The sequence below is a fragment of the Asanoa siamensis genome (assembly GCF_016862555.1).
GTDB classification, from domain to species: Bacteria; Actinomycetota; Actinomycetes; order Mycobacteriales; family Micromonosporaceae; genus Asanoa; species Asanoa siamensis.
This window is the reverse complement of the sequence record NZ_BONE01000100.1, coordinates 1-15875: the sequence shown is the minus strand read 5'-3', so window position 1 is coordinate 15875 and position 15875 is coordinate 1. Positions and strand designations below refer to the sequence as shown.

At 72.7% G+C, this 15875-nt stretch carries 16 protein-coding genes; 6 read left to right on the top strand and 10 right to left on the bottom strand.

Annotated elements, in window-relative coordinates; genetic code table 11:
- The first annotated feature begins 41 nt into the window (after positions 1 to 41).
- Together Asi02nite_RS36230 and Asi02nite_RS36225 are read left to right on the top strand one after the other, a co-directional pair.
- Positions 42 to 872 (top strand): carbohydrate ABC transporter permease, encoded by an 831-nt coding sequence (locus tag Asi02nite_RS36230; protein WP_373312400.1) that lies wholly within the window; start codon positions 42 to 44, stop codon positions 870 to 872.
- On the top strand, positions 869 to 2254 hold the full coding sequence (locus tag Asi02nite_RS36225; protein ID WP_203718563.1) for a GH1 family beta-glucosidase: 1386 nt from the start codon (positions 869 to 871) through the stop codon (positions 2252 to 2254). The genes Asi02nite_RS36230 and Asi02nite_RS36225 overlap by 4 nt, the downstream gene beginning before the upstream one ends.
- A gap of 7 nt (positions 2255 to 2261) precedes the next feature.
- On the opposite strand, the gene Asi02nite_RS36220 is transcribed toward Asi02nite_RS36225, so the two are convergent.
- Positions 2262 to 2540 carry a hypothetical protein gene (locus Asi02nite_RS36220; protein WP_203718562.1) on the bottom strand — a complete coding sequence of 93 codons (279 nt, stop codon included), beginning with the start codon at positions 2538 to 2540 and terminating at the stop codon, positions 2262 to 2264.
- A 122-nt stretch (positions 2541 to 2662) separates the two neighbouring features.
- Between Asi02nite_RS36220 and Asi02nite_RS36215 the strand changes: the two genes are divergently transcribed.
- On the top strand, positions 2663 to 3562 hold the full coding sequence (locus Asi02nite_RS36215; RefSeq protein WP_203718561.1) for a TolB-like translocation protein: 900 nt from the start codon (positions 2663 to 2665) through the stop codon (positions 3560 to 3562).
- Positions 3563 to 3604: 42 nt separating this feature from the next.
- On the opposite strand, the gene Asi02nite_RS36210 is transcribed toward Asi02nite_RS36215, so the two are convergent.
- Entirely contained in the window at positions 3605 to 5131 is a 1527-nt protein-coding gene (locus Asi02nite_RS36210) for a M28 family metallopeptidase (protein ID WP_203718560.1), read from the bottom strand.
- A 163-nt stretch (positions 5132 to 5294) separates the two neighbouring features.
- Between Asi02nite_RS36210 and Asi02nite_RS36205 the strand changes: the two genes are divergently transcribed.
- Positions 5295 to 6554: a multidrug effflux MFS transporter gene (locus Asi02nite_RS36205; protein ID WP_505606638.1), complete on the top strand. Its 1260-nt coding sequence runs from the start codon at positions 5295 to 5297 to the stop codon at positions 6552 to 6554.
- A 92-nt stretch (positions 6555 to 6646) separates the two neighbouring features.
- The gene (locus Asi02nite_RS36200; protein WP_203718559.1) at positions 6647 to 8140 is read left to right on the top strand and encodes a dihydrolipoyl dehydrogenase family protein; all 1494 of its coding nucleotides are present in this window, start codon (positions 6647 to 6649) and stop codon (positions 8138 to 8140) included.
- Here Asi02nite_RS36200 and Asi02nite_RS36195 read toward each other — a convergent pair.
- Genes Asi02nite_RS36195 through Asi02nite_RS36165 form a run of 7 tightly spaced genes read right to left on the bottom strand, consistent with a single transcriptional unit; the run spans position 8082 to position 14975 of the window.
- Entirely contained in the window at positions 8082 to 8633 is a 552-nt protein-coding gene (locus Asi02nite_RS36195) for a DUF6886 family protein (protein ID WP_203718558.1), read from the bottom strand. The two genes, Asi02nite_RS36200 and Asi02nite_RS36195, sit on opposite strands and share 59 nt — an antisense overlap.
- A gap of 12 nt (positions 8634 to 8645) precedes the next feature.
- Positions 8646 to 10103, bottom strand: a complete 1458-nt coding sequence (locus Asi02nite_RS36190; RefSeq protein ID WP_203718557.1) for an ABC transporter permease — start codon at positions 10101 to 10103, stop codon at positions 8646 to 8648.
- Positions 10100 to 10801, bottom strand: coding sequence for an ABC transporter ATP-binding protein (locus Asi02nite_RS36185; RefSeq protein ID WP_203718556.1), 702 nt, complete (start codon positions 10799 to 10801; stop codon positions 10100 to 10102). Before Asi02nite_RS36185 ends, Asi02nite_RS36190 begins: the two co-directional genes overlap by 4 nt.
- Positions 10798 to 11334, bottom strand: a complete 537-nt coding sequence (locus Asi02nite_RS36180; protein WP_203718555.1) for a PadR family transcriptional regulator — start codon at positions 11332 to 11334, stop codon at positions 10798 to 10800. The genes Asi02nite_RS36185 and Asi02nite_RS36180 overlap by 4 nt, the downstream gene beginning before the upstream one ends.
- 40 nt (positions 11335 to 11374) lie before the next feature.
- Positions 11375 to 13504, bottom strand: coding sequence for a xanthine dehydrogenase family protein molybdopterin-binding subunit (locus Asi02nite_RS36175; protein WP_203718554.1), 2130 nt, complete (start codon positions 13502 to 13504; stop codon positions 11375 to 11377).
- On the bottom strand, positions 13501 to 14484 hold the full coding sequence (locus Asi02nite_RS36170) for an FAD binding domain-containing protein (protein ID WP_203718553.1): 984 nt from the start codon (positions 14482 to 14484) through the stop codon (positions 13501 to 13503). The genes Asi02nite_RS36175 and Asi02nite_RS36170 overlap by 4 nt, the downstream gene beginning before the upstream one ends.
- Entirely contained in the window at positions 14481 to 14975 is a 495-nt protein-coding gene (locus Asi02nite_RS36165; protein ID WP_203718552.1) for a (2Fe-2S)-binding protein, read from the bottom strand. The genes Asi02nite_RS36170 and Asi02nite_RS36165 overlap by 4 nt, the downstream gene beginning before the upstream one ends.
- A 121-nt stretch (positions 14976 to 15096) precedes the next feature.
- Between Asi02nite_RS36165 and Asi02nite_RS36160 the strand changes: the two genes are divergently transcribed.
- On the top strand, positions 15097 to 15453 hold the full coding sequence (locus tag Asi02nite_RS36160) for a MazG-like family protein (protein WP_203718551.1): 357 nt from the start codon (positions 15097 to 15099) through the stop codon (positions 15451 to 15453).
- Positions 15454 to 15644: 191 nt separating this feature from the next.
- Here the strand turns inward: Asi02nite_RS36160 and Asi02nite_RS36155 are convergent.
- On the bottom strand, positions 15645 to 15875 hold a 231-nt coding region (locus Asi02nite_RS36155), incomplete at its 5' end, for a hypothetical protein (protein WP_203718550.1).

Here is a 15875-nt window from a genome sequence, read left to right as displayed (position 1 = left end):
CGTCGCACCGGGTCAGCCCGCCGCCGTCGACCCGCAAGCGGATCCGCCGGTCGTTCCGGCGCCGCCCGGGCAAGCTCACCTACCTGATGCTGACGGCGATCGCGTTCTTCTCGTTCTTCCCGCTCTACTGGTCGGTCGTCGTCGCCTCGCAGGACAACAGCGCGCTGGGCAAGGTGCCGCCGCCGATGCTGCTCGGCGGCAACCTGTGGTTCAACCTCAAGCGGGCGTTCACGATGGTCCCGTTCGAGCAGGCCCTGATCAACTCGTTCCTGGTCTCCGGCGCCATCACGATCAGCGTGGTGCTCTTCTCCACGCTGGCCGGCTTCGCCTTCGCCAAGCTGCGCTTCCGCGGCCGCAACATCCTGCTGCTCAGCATCATCGCGACGATGATGGTGCCGACCACGCTCGGCATCATCCCGCTCTACATGCTGATGGCGAAGATCGAGTGGACGGGCACGATCTACGCGGTCATCGTCCCCGCGATGGTCAACGGTTTCGGCGTGTTCTTCATGACGCAGTACCTGTCCGAAGCGGTCCCCACCGAGCTCCTGGAGGCCGGCCGCGTCGACGGCTGCTCGACGATCCGGCTCTTCTGGCACGTGGTGCTGCCGGCGGCCCGGCCCGCGGCGGCGGTGCTCGGCATGCTGACGTTCCTGACCGCGTGGAACGACTTCTTCTGGCCACTGGTCGTGCTGACGCCGGAGGACCCGACGGTCCAGGTCGTGCTCTCCACGCTGTCGGCCGGCCGGATCACGGACTACTCGCTGTCGCTGACCGGCGCGTTGATCGCGATCCTGCCGCTGCTCGTCGTCTTCGTGGCGCTCGGCAAACAGATCATCGGAGGAATCATGCAAGGAGCCGTCAAAGGATGACCATCGTCGAGGAAGCCACCGACACGCACCTGCTGCGGTTCCCGGACGGATTCCGCTGGGGCGCGGCCACGGCGGCGTACCAGGTCGAGGGGGCGGCACAGGCCGACGGCCGGTCACCGTCCATCTGGGACACCTTCGCGCGTACGCCCGGGAAGGTCGACTTCGGGCACAACGGCGACGTGGCCTGCGACCACTACCACCGGTTCGCGGACGACGTCGCGCTGATGGCCGACCTGGGCCTGGGGACCTACCGGTTCTCGGTCGCCTGGCCCCGGATCAAGCCGGACGGCGGCGGCCCGGTCAACCCGCGCGGGCTCGACTTCTACGACCGCCTCGTGGACGCGCTGCTGGCCGCCGGCATCGAGCCGATGGTCACGCTCTACCACTGGGACCTGCCGCAGGTGCTGGAGGACCGGGGCGGCTGGACCAACCGGGACACCGCGCACTCGTTCGCCGAGCTCGCCGCCGCCACGGTGGCCCGGCTCGGCGACCGGGTGTCCGCCTGGACGACGCTGAACGAGCCGTGGTGCTCGGCGTTCCTCGGCTACGCCAGCGGCGCGCACGCGCCGGGCCGGCGGGACCCGCGGGCGGCGTTCGAGGCGGTGCACCACCTGCTGCTGGCACACGGAGAGGGCGTCTCGGCGCTGCGGGCGGGGGGAGCGCGGGAGGTGTCGCTCACCCTGAACCTGACGAGGGTGGCGCCGCACGACCCGACCGACCCGCACGACCAGGCGGCCGCCCTGCTGATCGACGGCCTGCAGAACCGGATCTTCCTCGACCCGGTGCTCAAGGGCGGCTATCCGGCGGACATGCGGGAGCTGTTCGAGCGGTTCGGCGCGGCCGGGGTGATCCGGGACGGCGACGCGGAGACCATCGCCGCGCCGATCGACCTGCTGGGCGTCAACTACTACCAGCCGTCGGTGGTCGCGGCGCAGGTCGGCGCGCCACCGAACCCGGTCTACCCGGGCAGCGAGGGGATCGCCTACCCGGCGCAGGACGCCCCGGTGACGGCGATGGACTGGCCGGTCGACCCGAGCGGGCTGGGCGACGTGCTGGTCCGCCTCTCCGTCGACTACCCGGGCACGCCGCTGATCGTCACCGAGAACGGCGCGTCCTACGTGGACACGCTGGTCGACGGCCGGGTGGCGGACCCGGACAGGGTGGAGTTCTTCGACGGCCATGTCCGCGCGGTCCACGACGCGATCCGCCGGGGCGCCGACCTACGCGGCTACCTGGCGTGGTCGCTGCTCGACAACTTCGAGTGGGCGTACGGGTACGACAAGCGGTTCGGCCTGATCTACGTGGACTACGCCACCCAGGCCCGGGTCCCGAAGGACAGCGCCCTCTGGTTCCGCGAGGTGATCCGCCGCAACGCCGTGTGAGGTTCGCTCATGGGACGGTCCGGTCGATGGCGGCCGGGCCGTCCTCGTCGAGTTCCGCCTTCGCGCGGGCGACGTTCTCCGGGGTCGGGTCCTTGCCCTCGGCCTCGGCGAGATCCTCGGGGTCCCAGGGCTGCTCGGCGCCCGTGCGCGGCTGCCAGCCCGGCTCGCGGAACACCGGTGTGTCGGCGTCCGGCCCACCGCCGGTCTCGAAGGCGCCGACCGCGGTGTCGTCCCCCACGGCGTCCGCGACCTCGTCGGACTCTTCCAAAGGCTGTTCGTCGGTCATGGCGGACTCCTCCCGAGGCCGTGGCCGGCCATGGTCGTGCGCATACCCGGACGCGGCGCTGGTATGCCCGTCCGGGCCGGGGCTGTACTGTCGTCCCTCATTGCGACAAGGTTGGGGCCGGAGTGAACCGAGGGAAGCCTGCGACGAGCCTGCTGGTGGCCTGGCTCGTGATGGCGCTGGGCGGGTGCGCCGCGCCACGGGCCGAGGTCGTCGTGCGGACGTCCCCGGTCTGGCTCGCCGACGACGCGATCTACTTCCTGCGCCAGGCCGGCTCCGGGCAGGTCGAGATCTGGTCGCGCGGCTCGACCGACGGCGACCGCGAGCGTTTCGTGGCCTCCCGGGAGAGTCTCCCGGAAGCGTGCGGCGTGCCGGCCGAGCTGTTCCGCATGGGCGACGGCCGGCTCGGCGTCGCGCTGGACTGCGACTCCACCCGTCTGCTGGCCTTCGACCCCGTGGCGCGCACGTTCGCGCGGATCGCGGACCTGCGGTCGCGGGTGGCGGAGGTGACGCTGAGCGCCGACCTCAGCAACGGCTACAGCTCGGGCGTCAACGAGCGGTGCTGGTGGTTGTCGACCATCGGCCTGCCCGACGGCCGGCTCGCGCCGGCGCTGCCCGACCTCACCTGCGCGGCCGGCGGGTCGGCCCGCTCGCCGGTGCTGACCCGGTGGGGCGGTCTGGTCTTCGTGGCGACCCGGGACGAGGCGGCCGGCGCGGAGACGGATCGGGACAACCGCCGCTGGTCCGTACACCTGGGTGGCTTCCAGGGTGTGCCCTACAAGGGGATCGGGCCGACCTTCCAGGGGCCGCCCGATCTCGACCTGTCGCCGGACGAGGAGACGGCCGCGGTGACGGTCACCAAGTTCGACCGCTGGCGGCTGCTCCTGGTCGACCTGCGCGACGGTGAGACGCGGGAGCTGCACTCGTCACCCGACCGGCTCTTCGACCCGTCGTTCGCTCCCGACGGCCGGGAGGTGGCGTTCAGCGACGGCCACCAGGTCAAGATCGTGAGACTCGGACGCTGAGCGGCCCGCCGGGGTTGTCAGCCCGGCGGGCCCGGTGCGCACTCAGCCTTGGGTGATGCGGACGTCGTCGACGCCGGCCTCGACGAGGCTGGCGGTGCTCGCGTCGACGGCGCGGAAGACGATCCGGACCGACTGACCGGCGTACGCGGTCAGGTTCGCGGTGCGGGTGGCCCAGGCGCCGTTGCGGTTGCTGGCCGCGCCGGCCTGGGTGAACAGCGTGGTCGTGCCGCCGCTGTGCACGACCGCGGCCGAGAACGAGTCGGCGCTGCTGGAGTTGCTGCCGTGCGCCAGGTACCACGAGAACGACAGGGTCAGCGGGCCGGTGGCCGGCAGCGCGATCGCCGGTAACTGGATCGTCGTGGTGCCGCCGTCGACGTCGTAATCGCCCGCGGCCGCGCCGGCGAGTCGGCCGGTGACGAGGTCGTTGGTGCCGCTGACGGTCGTGCCGAGCTGCTTCGCGCCGCTGGACGTGGTCGCCGCCGGGTCGCCGCGCTCCCACTGGCCCAGGGTCGCGGTGTCGGTGCCGGCCGGGTTGGTGGTCCAGCCGGTCGCGGTCTCGAACGTGTCGCTGTAGACGGTGGCCGGCGGTGCGGGCGGGCTGACGGCGACGTTCCAGACGGCGTACGCGATGGCGTCGGCGTTGCGGTCCAGCGCCGTGTCGTTGATGTTCGCCGTGGTGTCGCAGGCGCGGTGGTAGCAGACGTCGAACGCGGTGCCGGACGTGCCGCCCCACTTGGCCGCCTGGGCGGCCGTCTTGCGCTGCTCGGCGCCGGTGAACGTGCCGCCCGCCGGGATGCCGGCCGCGATGAACGGGCCGTAGTCGCTGCGGCCGTCGAAGTCGGTGCCCTCGGTGGCGACGCCGATGCCGCTGAAGTAGGCGACCAGCGTGGCCTCGAGCTGCGCGGAGCCGGCCGGGCCGGGTCCGGCGCCCGTACCGTCGGAGTTGTCGCCGTCGTAGACGAAGTAGCCGGCGTTCGGTGAGCCGACCATGTCGAAGTTGTAGTAGGCCTCGATGTTGGCCCGCGCGGCCGCGCTCAGGCTGTCGACGTAGAAGTCGGAGCCGATCAGCCCGCGCTCCTCGGCGCCCCACCAGGCGAACCGCAGGTGCCGCGTGGGCGTGACGCCCTGCCGGGCCACCTCCAACGCGACCTCCAGGATCGCCGCCGAGCCCGAGCCGTTGTCGTTGATGCCGGGGCCGGCGGCCACGCTGTCGAGGTGCGCGCCGACCATCACGGTATTGGTGGTGTCGCCGCCCGGCCAGTCGGCGATCAGGTTGTAGCCGGTCGCGCCGCCGTAGCTGAACGACTGCACGGCCGTGGTGTAGCCGGCGGCGTCGAGCCGGCCGCGCAGGTAGTTGACGGACGCGAGGTAGCCGGGCTGTCCGTGCGCCCGGTTGCCGCCGTTGGCGGTCGCGATGCTCTGCAGCTGCGTCAGGGTCGCCTTCACGTTGGCCAGCGGGATGTTCGGCCCGGGCACGGCCGCCGCCGCCGGACTCGCCCCTGTGGTGGCGGTCATGGCCACGGTTACGGCGGCGGTGAGCAGGATCGGGATGATTCGGGGAATCCGCATGTCGCTCCCTTGTGGGTGAACGGTCGCGCGTATGGTCGCGACGCGCCGCGACGCGTACAAGGAATCGATGGATTTCTTTGCCTTGTCCGTCGAAAGGGACCTGTGAGCTGAAACACCACCGGCCGCGGGAATGGTGCGTGCGGCGGCGGATTTGCAGGCTGATGTGATCGATCCCCCCGCCCTCCCCGGCGATCTCATGTCGCTGCGCCAGCGCGTGCGCCTCGTCGTCGTCCTCGGCTCGCTGATCGCGGTCGGTCCGCTGACCATCGACATGTACCTGCCGGCGCTGCCGGCGCTCACCGCCGATCTCGAGACGACGTCGACCGCCGTGCAGCTCACGCTGACCGGCACGCTCGTCGGCCTGGCCCTCGGGCAACTCGTCATCGGTCCGATCGCGGACGCCTACGGCCGCCGCCGGCCGTTGCTCGCCGGCCTCGCGCTGCACGTGGTGGCGTCGGCGCTGTGCGTCGTGGCCCCGTCGATCGGCGTGCTCGGCGCGCTGCGGGTGGTGCAGGGGCTCGGCGTCGCGGCCGCCACGGTGGTCGCGATGGCGGTCGTCCGGGACCTGTTCAGCGGTACGGCGTTCGCCCGGCTCTTCTCGCGGCTGATGCTCGTGATGGGGCTCGCGCCGATCCTCGCGCCGACGGTCGGCAGCGCGGTGCTGGAGGCGACCAGTTGGCGCGGCGTCTTCGTGGTGCTGGGCCTGTTCGGCGTGGCGCTGATGCTGACGGCGCTGTTCGCGCTGCGGGAGACGCTGCCGCCGGCGCGGCGCCGGCGCGGGGGCGCGGTCGACACGGTCCGGACCTACGGTGCGCTGCTGCGCGACCGGGTCTTCGTCGGCATGGTGCTGGTCGCGGGCTTCGCGATGGCGGCGGTGTTCTCCTACGTGGCGGGCTCGAGCTTCGTCTTCCAGGACCAGTACGGCCTGGACGAGCGGCAGTTCGGCATCGCGTTCGGTGCCGGCGCGGTCGGGCTGATCGCGGCCACGCAGCTCAACGTCCGGCTGCTGCGCCGGTGGACCCCGCAACGGGTGCTGGTCGCGGCGCTGACCGGCGGCACCGCCGCGGGAGCGCTGCTGGTCGTGTTCGCCGCGACAGGCTTCGGCGGGCTCGCCACCCTGCTCGCGGCGCTCTGGCTGGTGCTCTTCTCGGGCGGCCTGGCGATGCCGAACGCGTCGGCCGTCGCGATGACCCGGCACGGCGAGGCCGCCGGCACCGCGGCGGCGCTGCTGGGCGCCGTGCAGTTCGGCACCGGCGCGCTCGCGGCGCCGCTGGTCGGCGTGCTCGGCAACGACGGCCTCGGGATGGCCACCGTGGTCGCGGGCGGCATGGTCGCCGCGACCCTGGCGCTGCTGCTGGTCGTGCGCCCGCACCGGATCGCCGAGCCCGAGGTGGCTCCGGCCGCGGTGCCGGTCGCGGCCTGACCGCCGCTGCGCACCGCGCAGTCTTTGGTTACCCGCCAGTAGCCGCCGGGCGTCGTGCTTGGCTGGACGCTGGGGGAACCAAGGAGGCAGCGATGGCTGGATCCGTCAATCCCGCCCGTTCGGAATGGGACGTGATCGTGGTGGGCGGTGCGCCGCCCGGCGAGACGATCTCGCTCTACAGCAGCCAGGCCGGGCTCTCCGTCGCGCTCGTCGAGCAGGACCGCGTCGGCGGCGAGTGCCTCTACTGGGCGTGCATGCCGAGCAAGGCGCTGCTGCTGCCGGTGCAGGCCCGCAACCTCGCCGTCGACCTGCCGGGCATGCGCCAGCTCGTCAACGGCCGGCGGGTCGACGCCGACGCGGTCATGGCCCGGCGCGACGAGATCACCTACCACCACGACGACAAGCAGTCCGTCGACGTGATGCTCAGCAACGGCGTCGACGTGCTCCGCGGCCGGGGCCGGCTGGCCGCGCCGCGCACGGTCGAGGTCAGCGACAACGGGCGGACCCGGGAGATCACCGCCCGGGCCGCCGTGGTGCTCGCGCCCGGCACCGACTCCGCGATGCCGCCGATCGCCGGCCTCGCCGACGCGAAGCCGTGGCGGTCGCGGGACGTGACCAACGTGCACGAGGTGCCGCGCCGGGTCGTGGTGATCGGCGGCGGCATCGTGGCCTGCGAGGCGGCCACCTGGTTGCGCGGGCTCGGCGTCGAGGAGCTGACGCTGGTTTTCCCGGGCGAGCGGCTGATGGCCATGAAGGAGCCGTTCGCGGGCGACCTCGTGCGGGAGGCGTTCGAGGCCGACGGGATCGTGGTGCGCACCGGGACGCCGGTGACGGCGGTCGCCCGCGAGCGGGTCGACGACCGGGGGATCGGCCGCCGGCACGGCGGCCCGGTCACGGTGACCGTGGGCGAGGGGGAGCAGATCGTCGCCGACGAGGTGCTGGTCGCGACCGGCCGGGTGCCGAACAGCCGGGAGATCGGGCTGGACACGGTCGACGTGGCCACGACGTCGCGGGGTTTCGTGGAGGTCGACGACCACATGACGGTGCCGGGGACCGACTGGCTCTACGTGCTGGGCGACCTCAACGGCCGGGCACTGCTCACCCATATGGGGAAATATCATGCCCGTATCGCGGGCGAGGTGATCGCGGCCCGGGCCGCCGGGCGGCCGCTCGACGACCGGCCCTACAACCCCTACACCGACCTCGCCGACCGGGACGGCGCGCCGCAGGTGGTGTTCTGCGACCCCGAGGTGGCCTCGGTCGGGCTGACCGAGGCGGAAGCCCGCGACCGGGGCATCGCCGTGGAAATGGTGGAGCGCGACTTCGCCGGCATCGACGGGGCGCGGCTGGCCCGCGAGCACTACGTCGGCCGGGCCAAGCTGGTGCTCGACCGCGCGGGCGACACGCTGGTCGGCGCGACGTTCGTCGGGCCCGGCGTCAGCGAGCTCCTGCACGCCGCGACGGTGGCGGTGATCGGTCGGGTGCCGGTCGGCGCGCTGCGACACGCGGTCGCGAGCTTCCCGACGATCAGCGAGATCTGGCTCTATCTCCTGGAGGAGCTGCGGGCCGCGCGTAGCGCAGCCTGATGCCGCTGTAGCCGAGCGTGCTGCCGACCACCTCGTCCCAGAACGGCCAGAGGTCGGGCAGCACGCGGAGCTGGATGCCGGCCGCCTCGTGCAGCGCGAACAGGTCGCCGACCCGCTCCGCCGGGCCGAGTGGCTCCACGGGCTCGGTCGCGACGAGCGCGTGCCCGATCGACCGGAACGGGGCCGCCGGGAGGCGGTAGCCGTACAGCTCGACCGTGCGCATCGCTTCCAGGGCGCCGTATTCCACGGCGTGCACGCGCCGGCCCGCGCCCGCGCCGATGATCCGGTCGCGGTCGGCGTCGGTGGTGCCGGGCACCACCCAGGCCATCGCGCGCGGGGTGTCGCGGGGGAACCAGTAGTCGGGCGCCCGGTCGGCGCCGACCGCCCAGACGTACGCCTCTGTCTCCTTCGCCGTCGCCGCCACGTGCGGCACGAAGCGGGTGATCGTCGGATCCTGGGAGAAGTGCAGCACCTCGTCGGCGGCCGGTCGCATCAGGACAGTCAATCAGGTGGCCCGCAGCTCCTCGACCGCCGTGCTGCCGCGCAGGAACAGCAGGCTGATGCCGACGGACGCCGCGACCGCCGCGACGGCCAGCACGCCGTACGACGCGATCGTGTCCCACGGCACCGTGAACGGTGCGGACAGCCCGTAGTTGCTGACCTCGGTGCCGGTGAACGACCACAGCAGCTGGGTGCCGACGGCGAGCGCGAGCAGCACGGACGGCACGGTCGGGGCCAGCGCCTGCCAGAGCACCGAGCGGGCCAGCACGCCGCGGGGGACACCCGAGGCGACCAGCGCCGCGTACGCCCGGCGGCGCGACACGATGCTCTCGCTGACCGCGACCAGCAGCCCGCCGGCGGCGATCACCACGGCGGCCACGATCGCGAGGTCGACGAGGTTCATCGACTCCAGGTAGAAGTTGTCGCCCTCGTACGCGTATCGCGGCGCGTCGTTCTCCATCGAGCGCAGCTCGAGCTCGCGCTGGATCTCGAAGTAGCCGCGCATCATGGCCGCACCGCCGCCGACGATCACGCAGGCGAGCAGGGCCGCGAAGGTGCGGGCGCCGTGCCAGGGGTCGTTGGTCAGGCGGCGGGCCGCGAGCAGCGCCGAGGGGAACCGCTCGAACCGGTGCAGGATCCGGCCGCTGGCGTGGGAGATCCAGCCGGTGCCGAGGACGACGCCGAGCATCGCGATGACCGCACCGCCGATGCCGAGGAGGTTGAGGAGCCACAGTGGAGGCTCGGACTCGCGCTCGGTGAACCACCTGATCACCGGCACCAGGCTGCTGAAGCTGATCAGGCCCAGCACGATCAGGACGCCGGGCCAGGGCAGCGGGCCGCGCTTGCGGCGCGCCGTGCGGACGACGCCGAGCGGCCCGATCGCCACCCGGCGCATCAGCAGCGCGGCGGCGAGGGCGGCGACGAGGGGCAGGGCGGCGATCACGCCGGCGATCGCCGGTGTCGGGGGCAGCACGTCCGTCGGCAGGGCCCGCAGACCGCTCGCGTCCGTGCGGTCGAGCGGCACCCGGAGTCCGAAGTAGACGCCGGTGCCGGCCGCCGCGCCCAGCAGGACCGCCAGGCCGGTCTCGGCGACGGCGATCAGGGTCGCCTGGCCCGGCGTGGCCCCGGCCAGCCGGAAGCCGGCGAGCCGCCGGTCGCGGGCCGGTGCGCCGAGCCGGGTGCACTGGGCGGCCAGCGCGATGACCGGGATCGTGAGCAGCAGCAGCGTCAACGCGGTGCCGAAGCGCAGGCCGGGCTCGTCGAGCAGCGGGTTGGCGTAGTGCTCGTTGTGCCGGAACTGGCCCGGAGCGTCGGGGTAGGGCAGCTCGGGGATGGCGATGACCGTGAGCGCCGCGAGGATGGCCAGCGTGGCCAGCAGCGCGCTGAACGCCGTGAGCGCCACCCGCAGGCCGTCCGTGCGGGTGCCCGCGAGGGCGAGGCGGAGCACGGTGGTCGGCCTCATCGCCCGTGCCTGCCCTGCACCGCGGTCAGGCCGAGCCCGGACGCGTCGACAGCGCCGTCGCGCAGGGCGACCTCGCGGTCCGCGTACGCGGCGACCTGCACGTCGTGGGTGACCAGCAGCACCGTGGTGCGCTGGTCGCGGGCGACCCGGACGAGCTCGCCGAGCAACTGCTCACTGGTACGCGAGTCGAGCGCGCCGGTCGGCTCGTCGGCGAACAGCACCCGGGGCTCGGTGACCAGCGCCCGGGCCACGGCGCAGCGCTGCTGCTGGCCGCCGGACATCTCGCCCGGCCGGGTGTCGGCGAGGTCGGCGACACCCAGCCGGTCGAGCCATCCCACCGCGGCCGTCCGCGCCTCTCGCCGCCCCGTGCCGGCGAGCAGCAGCGGCAGCGCGACGTTCTCGGCCGCCGTGAGCTCGGTGACGAGCTGCCCGAACTGGAACAGCACGCCGAACTCCGTGCGGCGCAGCCGGGCCCGCATCCGCTCCGACCACGTGTCGAGCCGGTGCTCCCCGTAGCTGACCTCGCCGGCGTCGGGCCGCAGGATGCCGGCCAGGCAGTGCAGCAGCGTCGACTTGCCGCAGCCGCTGGGGCCGGTGACCGCGAGGATCTCGCCCTCGGCGACGTCGATGGTGACACCGCGCAGCGCGGGCGTCGGTCCGTAGGACTTCACCACGCCGCGGGCACGCAGGATCGTCATGGCTGCACCTCCCGATGCAGGTCGGCGACGCGTTCCAGGGTGTTGCTCACCCACTGCAGATCGGCGTCGAGATGGAGGATCGCGAAGTCGGCGGCGAGCACGTCGCCGAGCGGGCTGGCCGGGTCGGTCTTGATCGCGGTCAGCTCGCGCAGCCGGCCCATGTGGGCGGCCCGCTGCGCGACGAGGTAGTCGCGGGCCCGCTGCGCGCCGTCGACCAGCACGGCGACGGCCACCTTGGCGAACAGGGTGCTGCTGACGAACGGCGCCGGCGGCTCGATCTCGGCGAGCCACTCGTCGAGCCGCTGCCGGCCGGCGTCGGTCACCTGGAAGGCGGTGCGCTCGGGTCCACCTTCCTGGGCCTGGCCCGCGGTGACCACGAGGCCGTCGCGCTGGAGCCGGCCCAGGGTCGCGTAGACCTGCCCGAACGCGACGGGCTTGGCCTGCGGCAGCCGCTGGTCGTGGGCGCGCTTGAGCTCGTAGCCGTGCAGCGGACCGCCGGCGAGCAGCCCGAGGAGCACATGCGCGGTCGACATGACGGACACTATTCATCGAGCGAATAGTGCCCGTCAAGCCTTACAGCATTTTGTCCAGAGTGATCGGAAGGTCCCGGACGCGCCGCCCGGTCGCGTGGAACACCGCGTTGCCGATCGCGGGCGGGATGCACACGATGCCGATCTCGCCGAGGCCCTTGCTGCCGGTCGGGTTGAACGTGTCCGGCTCGCCGACGAACGTGACGTCGATGTCGGGCACGTCCGCGTTGACCGGCACCAGGTAGTCGCCGAACGTGCCGTTGGCGACGCGGCCATCGTTCGGGTCGTACGCCGCCTCCTCCAGCAGCGCCGCACCGATGCCCATCACGGCACCGCCGATCGCCTGGCTGCGCGCCGTCTTCCGGTTGAAGACCCGGCCGCCGTCGATCACCGAGACCAGCCGGCGGACCCGGACCAGCCCGAGATCCTCGTCGACACCGACCTCGACGTACGCGGCCCCGAACGCGCCGGCCGGCGCCACGTCGGAATCCTCGGCCGCGGCGGCCAGATCGGAGTGCCCGTTCGCCGAGAGCTCGTCGAGGCCGTGCCGGTCGAGCAGGGAGGCGAACGACTCCCCGGGGCGACCGTCCAGGCGGGCGAGCCGCTCGGTCAGCGCGCCCGCCGCGTCCTGCACCGCCGCGGCCAGCGCGCCGGCCAGCCCGGAGCCGCCCGACTGGGGGGCCTGCGGCTGGTCGGTGTCGCCGATCTCGACCCGGACCCGCTCGACCTCGATCCCGAGCAGCTCGGCCACGAGCTGAGCGGTGATCGTGTACGTACCGGTGCCGATGTCCGTCGCCGCGGAGCGCAGGATCGCGTTGCCACCGCGGTCGATAGTCAGCCGCACGTCGCAGTCCAGGGCGTAGAACTCGAAGGTCGCCGCGGCCATGCCCTGGCCGACGAGCCAGTCGCCGTCATGCGTCGACCGCGGCGCCGGGTCCCGGCTCGACCAGCCGAACTGCTCGGCCCCCACCTCGATGCACTCGCGCAGTGCCTTGCTGGACCACGGCTTGCCGGACTCCGGGTGCACGTCGGCGTAGTTGCGCAACCGCACGTCGACCGGGTCCACCCCGAGGCGGCCCGCCAGCTCGTCGAGGGCCGACTCCAGCGCGAAATGCTCCTCGATGGCACCGGGCGCCCGCATGAAGCCGGTGTACGGGATGTTCAGGTGGACCCGGCGCTCGTGGGTGGCGAGGTTGTCGCACGCGTACGCCGACGGTGTGCCGGCGACGATCGGCGACGGCAGATTGTCCCCGATGCCGTTCGCGGCCAGGGCGTCGTGGTCGATCGCGACCAGGCGACCGTCGGAGCGGGCGCCCAACCGGATGCGCTGGCGGCTGGCGGCCCGGTGCCCGACCGAGGTGAACATCTGGGGCCGGCTGAGCACGAGCTTGACCGGGCGGTCCAGCACCCGGGCGGCCAACGCCGTCAGCACGGTGTGGCTCCACAGCCGCAGACCCGCGCCGAAGCCACCGCCGAGGAACGGGATCAGCAGGCGGACGCTCTCCTCGGGCACGCCGAACATGACCGCGAGCGCCTTGCGCATGAACGACGGCGCCTGGGTGGTGTCGTGCACCACGAGCCGCCCGCCCTGCCAACTGGCCACGGTGGTGAACAGGCCCAGCGGGCTGTTGGTCTCGGCGCCGATCGTGTAGGTCGAGTCCACGGTGACGTCGGCGTCGGCGAGCGCGGCCACCACGTCGCCGCGGCTGGTCTCCATGCCGAACGGGTTGTCCTCGACCCGCGCCCTCGGGTCGTCCATGTCGAGCACGGGTTCCTCGACCGCGTAGTCGACCTCGACGAGCTCGGCGGCGGCCAGCGCCTGCGCCCGGGTCGTCGCCACCACGATGCCGATGTGCTGGCCGTAGTGGAGGATCCGGTCGTCCTTGAGCGGTCGCCGCATCGTGGAGCCGAGCGCGTTGGTCGGCGGATCGGCCAGTGTCGGCGCGTTGTCGTAGGTGAGCACCGCGAGCACGCCCGGCGCGGCCTCCGCGGCCGACCGGTCGATCCGGGTGATCCGCCCCGCCGCGACGGTCGACGAGATCAGCGCCGCGTACACCTGGCCGGGCAGGTCGAAATCGGAGGGGTACGGCGCCGCCCCCGAGACCTTTCGCCGCGCGTCGACCCGGTCGATGGGCTGACCGATGATGTTTTCCTTGTTCAGCGTGGCCGTCATGCCGTCACCGTCCGCAGGATCCGTACGATGGTGCGCTTCGCCAGTTCGACCTTGAACGCGGTGCCGGGCACCGTGAACGGGTCGCGGATGGCCGCCTCCGCGGCGGCGCGGTAGGTCCGCTCGTTAGCCGGGGCGCCGACCAGGACCCGCTCGGCCTCCCAGGCGCGCCACGGGACTGTGCCGACACCGCCGAGCCCGATCCTGGCGGCGGTGATCGTGCCGTCCTCGACCTGGACGGCGGCGGCGGCCGAGGTGGTCGCGAACTCGTACGACTGGCGGTCGCGCACCTTGATGTAACCCGACCGGGTGCCGGCCGGCAGGAGCGGCACCACGACGTGGGTGACCAGCTCGCCGTGCCGCAGCACGTTCTCGACGTCGGGCCGGTCGCCGGGCGTGCGGTAGAACTCCGTCAGCGGAACCCGCCGCGTGCCGTCGGCGTCGAGCAGCTCGACCTCGGCGTCCATGGCGACCAGCGGGACGCACAGGTCCGAGGCGTGCAGCGCGATGCAGGAGGGCCCGGCGCCGAGGATCGCGTGCATCCGGGCGACACCCTCGATCGCGGCGCAGCCGGAGCCGGGCTCGCGCTTGTTGCAGGCGTGCACGGCCGGGTCGCGGAAGTAGCGGCAGCGGGTGCGCTGCAACAGGTTGCCGCCGATCGTGGCCATGTTGCGCAGCTGGGTCGAGGCGCCGAGCAGCAGGGCCTCGCGGACGAACGGCAGCCTGGACCGCACGGTGGGGTCGGCGGCGAGCTCCTCCATCGTGGTCAGTGCGGCCACCCGCAGCCGGTCACCTTCGCGCGTGACGCCGCGCAACGGCAACCGTCCGATGTCGACGAACCGGCTGGGACGGATGACCCGGTCCTTGAGCGCCAGGTCCAGCTCCGTGGTGCCACCGGCGAGGAAGGCGGCGTCCGGGTCCTCGGCGACGAGGGTGACGGCGCTGCTTGTGTCGGTCGGGCGGACGTACTCGATGTCGCTCATTCGCCGGCCACCTCCCGGATGGCGGCGACGATGTTCGGGTACGCCGCGCAGCGGCACAGGTTGCCGCTCATGAACTCGCGGATGTCGTCGTCGGTCGCGCGGCGGTCCTCGTCCTCGCCGAGCAGGGAGACGGCCGACATCACCTGGCCGGCGGTGCAGTAGCCGCACTGCATGGCGTCGTGCTTGACGAAGGCGTCCTGCACCGGATGCGGTACGCCGTCCTCGGCCAGCCCCTCGATGGTGGTGATCTCGCTGCCGTCACACTGCGCGGCCAGCGTCAGGCAGGACACGATCCGCTTGCCGTCGCGCAGTACGGTGCACGCGCCGCAGGCGCCCTGATCACATCCTTTCTTGGTGCCGGTCAGGTGCAGATCGTCGCGCAGGGCGTCGAGCAGGGTGGTGGTGCTGTCGAGCCGCGCGGGATAGACCCGCCCGTTGACGTGCAACTCGACGGTAACCTCGGTCGAGCGGGCGGTGGTCGCTGAAGACATGGCGGACTCCTCGAAGTGCCGTCGGGCCGCTTTCGGGCGACGCTACCGGCGGGTCTGACGGACGGCGCCGCTTCGGGAACCTTTGCCCGATGGGCAACCACCGATGCGCGACACTGACGACGTGACGGACACGATCTGGGCGCTCATCCCGGCGGCGACACAATGGCTGGACGCGGCCAACGGCCGCGACGAGTCTGAGCTGAGCTACCGAATCCTGAAGGTGACGGAGGAGGCTGGCGAAGTAGCCAGCGCCTGGATCGGCGTCCGCGGCCAGAACCCCCGCAAAGGCACAACACACACAAAGTCCGACGTAGCGGCGGAGCTGGCGGACGTGGTCATCACGGCCCTGGTAGCGATCGAAAGCCTGGGCTTGGACGCCCGAGCCACCCTGGAAACAACGGCGGCCAAGGTCCACGCCCGCATGACTATTCAGGACCCACCAGCTGACACACACGAGGCCGCAGGCCCGTCCGCATGAACGCCGGCCGCGCCGGCGTGCGGCTGGGCGCCCCTCCTGCCAGCCGAGCCGAGGTGCTGACGCTTCGCAAGCGCTGACCCTGCGCTGCGCTGCGCTGCGGTGAGTTCCCGGCCGCGGTCCGTGCCGACAGCGCCCGCCATCCGACAGAAGCGCACCGCCTTCGGCTACCGGCCGCCGCGGACCCCCCGGCGTCACGCGGTGGATCTGCGTGGCACCTGTTCACTTTCCTCGCCAACCGCCTCGCGGGCCAGATCTTGTGCTCCCTGGCCTGCCACCCGCGTGCCGGCCTTCGCCCGCCGTGGAGTCCACCTGCTGGTTTTCGGTAGCAGCAACGCGCTGAACGTCCCGGTCTTCGGCCGCTGCGTCGCCTCGCGGGTCGTGGTCTTGGGTCGTTGGGTCGTCTTGCGGGTCGTGGTCTTGGG

What these genes read in the sequence shown, in the direction of transcription:
- Asi02nite_RS36190 (WP_203718557.1), bottom strand. Translation starts at nt 10,103, where the DNA reads ATGAGGCCGACCACCGTGCTCCGCCTCGCCCTCGCGGGCACCCGCACG.
- Asi02nite_RS36200 (WP_203718559.1), top strand. Translation starts at nt 6,647, where the DNA reads ATGGCTGGATCCGTCAATCCCGCCCGTTCGGAATGGGACGTGATCGTG.
- Asi02nite_RS36195 (WP_203718558.1), bottom strand. Translation starts at nt 8,633, where the DNA reads ATGCGACCGGCCGCCGACGAGGTGCTGCACTTCTCCCAGGATCCGACG.
- Asi02nite_RS36225 (WP_203718563.1), top strand. Translation starts at nt 869, where the DNA reads ATGACCATCGTCGAGGAAGCCACCGACACGCACCTGCTGCGGTTCCCG.
- Asi02nite_RS36170 (WP_203718553.1), bottom strand. Translation starts at nt 14,484, where the DNA reads ATGAGCGACATCGAGTACGTCCGCCCGACCGACACAAGCAGCGCCGTC.
- Asi02nite_RS36175 (WP_203718554.1), bottom strand. Translation starts at nt 13,504, where the DNA reads ATGACGGCCACGCTGAACAAGGAAAACATCATCGGTCAGCCCATCGAC.
- Asi02nite_RS36220 (WP_203718562.1), bottom strand. Translation starts at nt 2,540, where the DNA reads ATGACCGACGAACAGCCTTTGGAAGAGTCCGACGAGGTCGCGGACGCC.
- Asi02nite_RS36180 (WP_203718555.1), bottom strand. Translation starts at nt 11,334, where the DNA reads ATGTCGACCGCGCATGTGCTCCTCGGGCTGCTCGCCGGCGGTCCGCTG.
- Asi02nite_RS36185 (WP_203718556.1), bottom strand. Translation starts at nt 10,801, where the DNA reads ATGACGATCCTGCGTGCCCGCGGCGTGGTGAAGTCCTACGGACCGACG.
- Asi02nite_RS36165 (WP_203718552.1), bottom strand. Translation starts at nt 14,975, where the DNA reads ATGTCTTCAGCGACCACCGCCCGCTCGACCGAGGTTACCGTCGAGTTG.
- Asi02nite_RS36210 (WP_203718560.1), bottom strand. Translation starts at nt 5,131, where the DNA reads ATGCGGATTCCCCGAATCATCCCGATCCTGCTCACCGCCGCCGTAACC.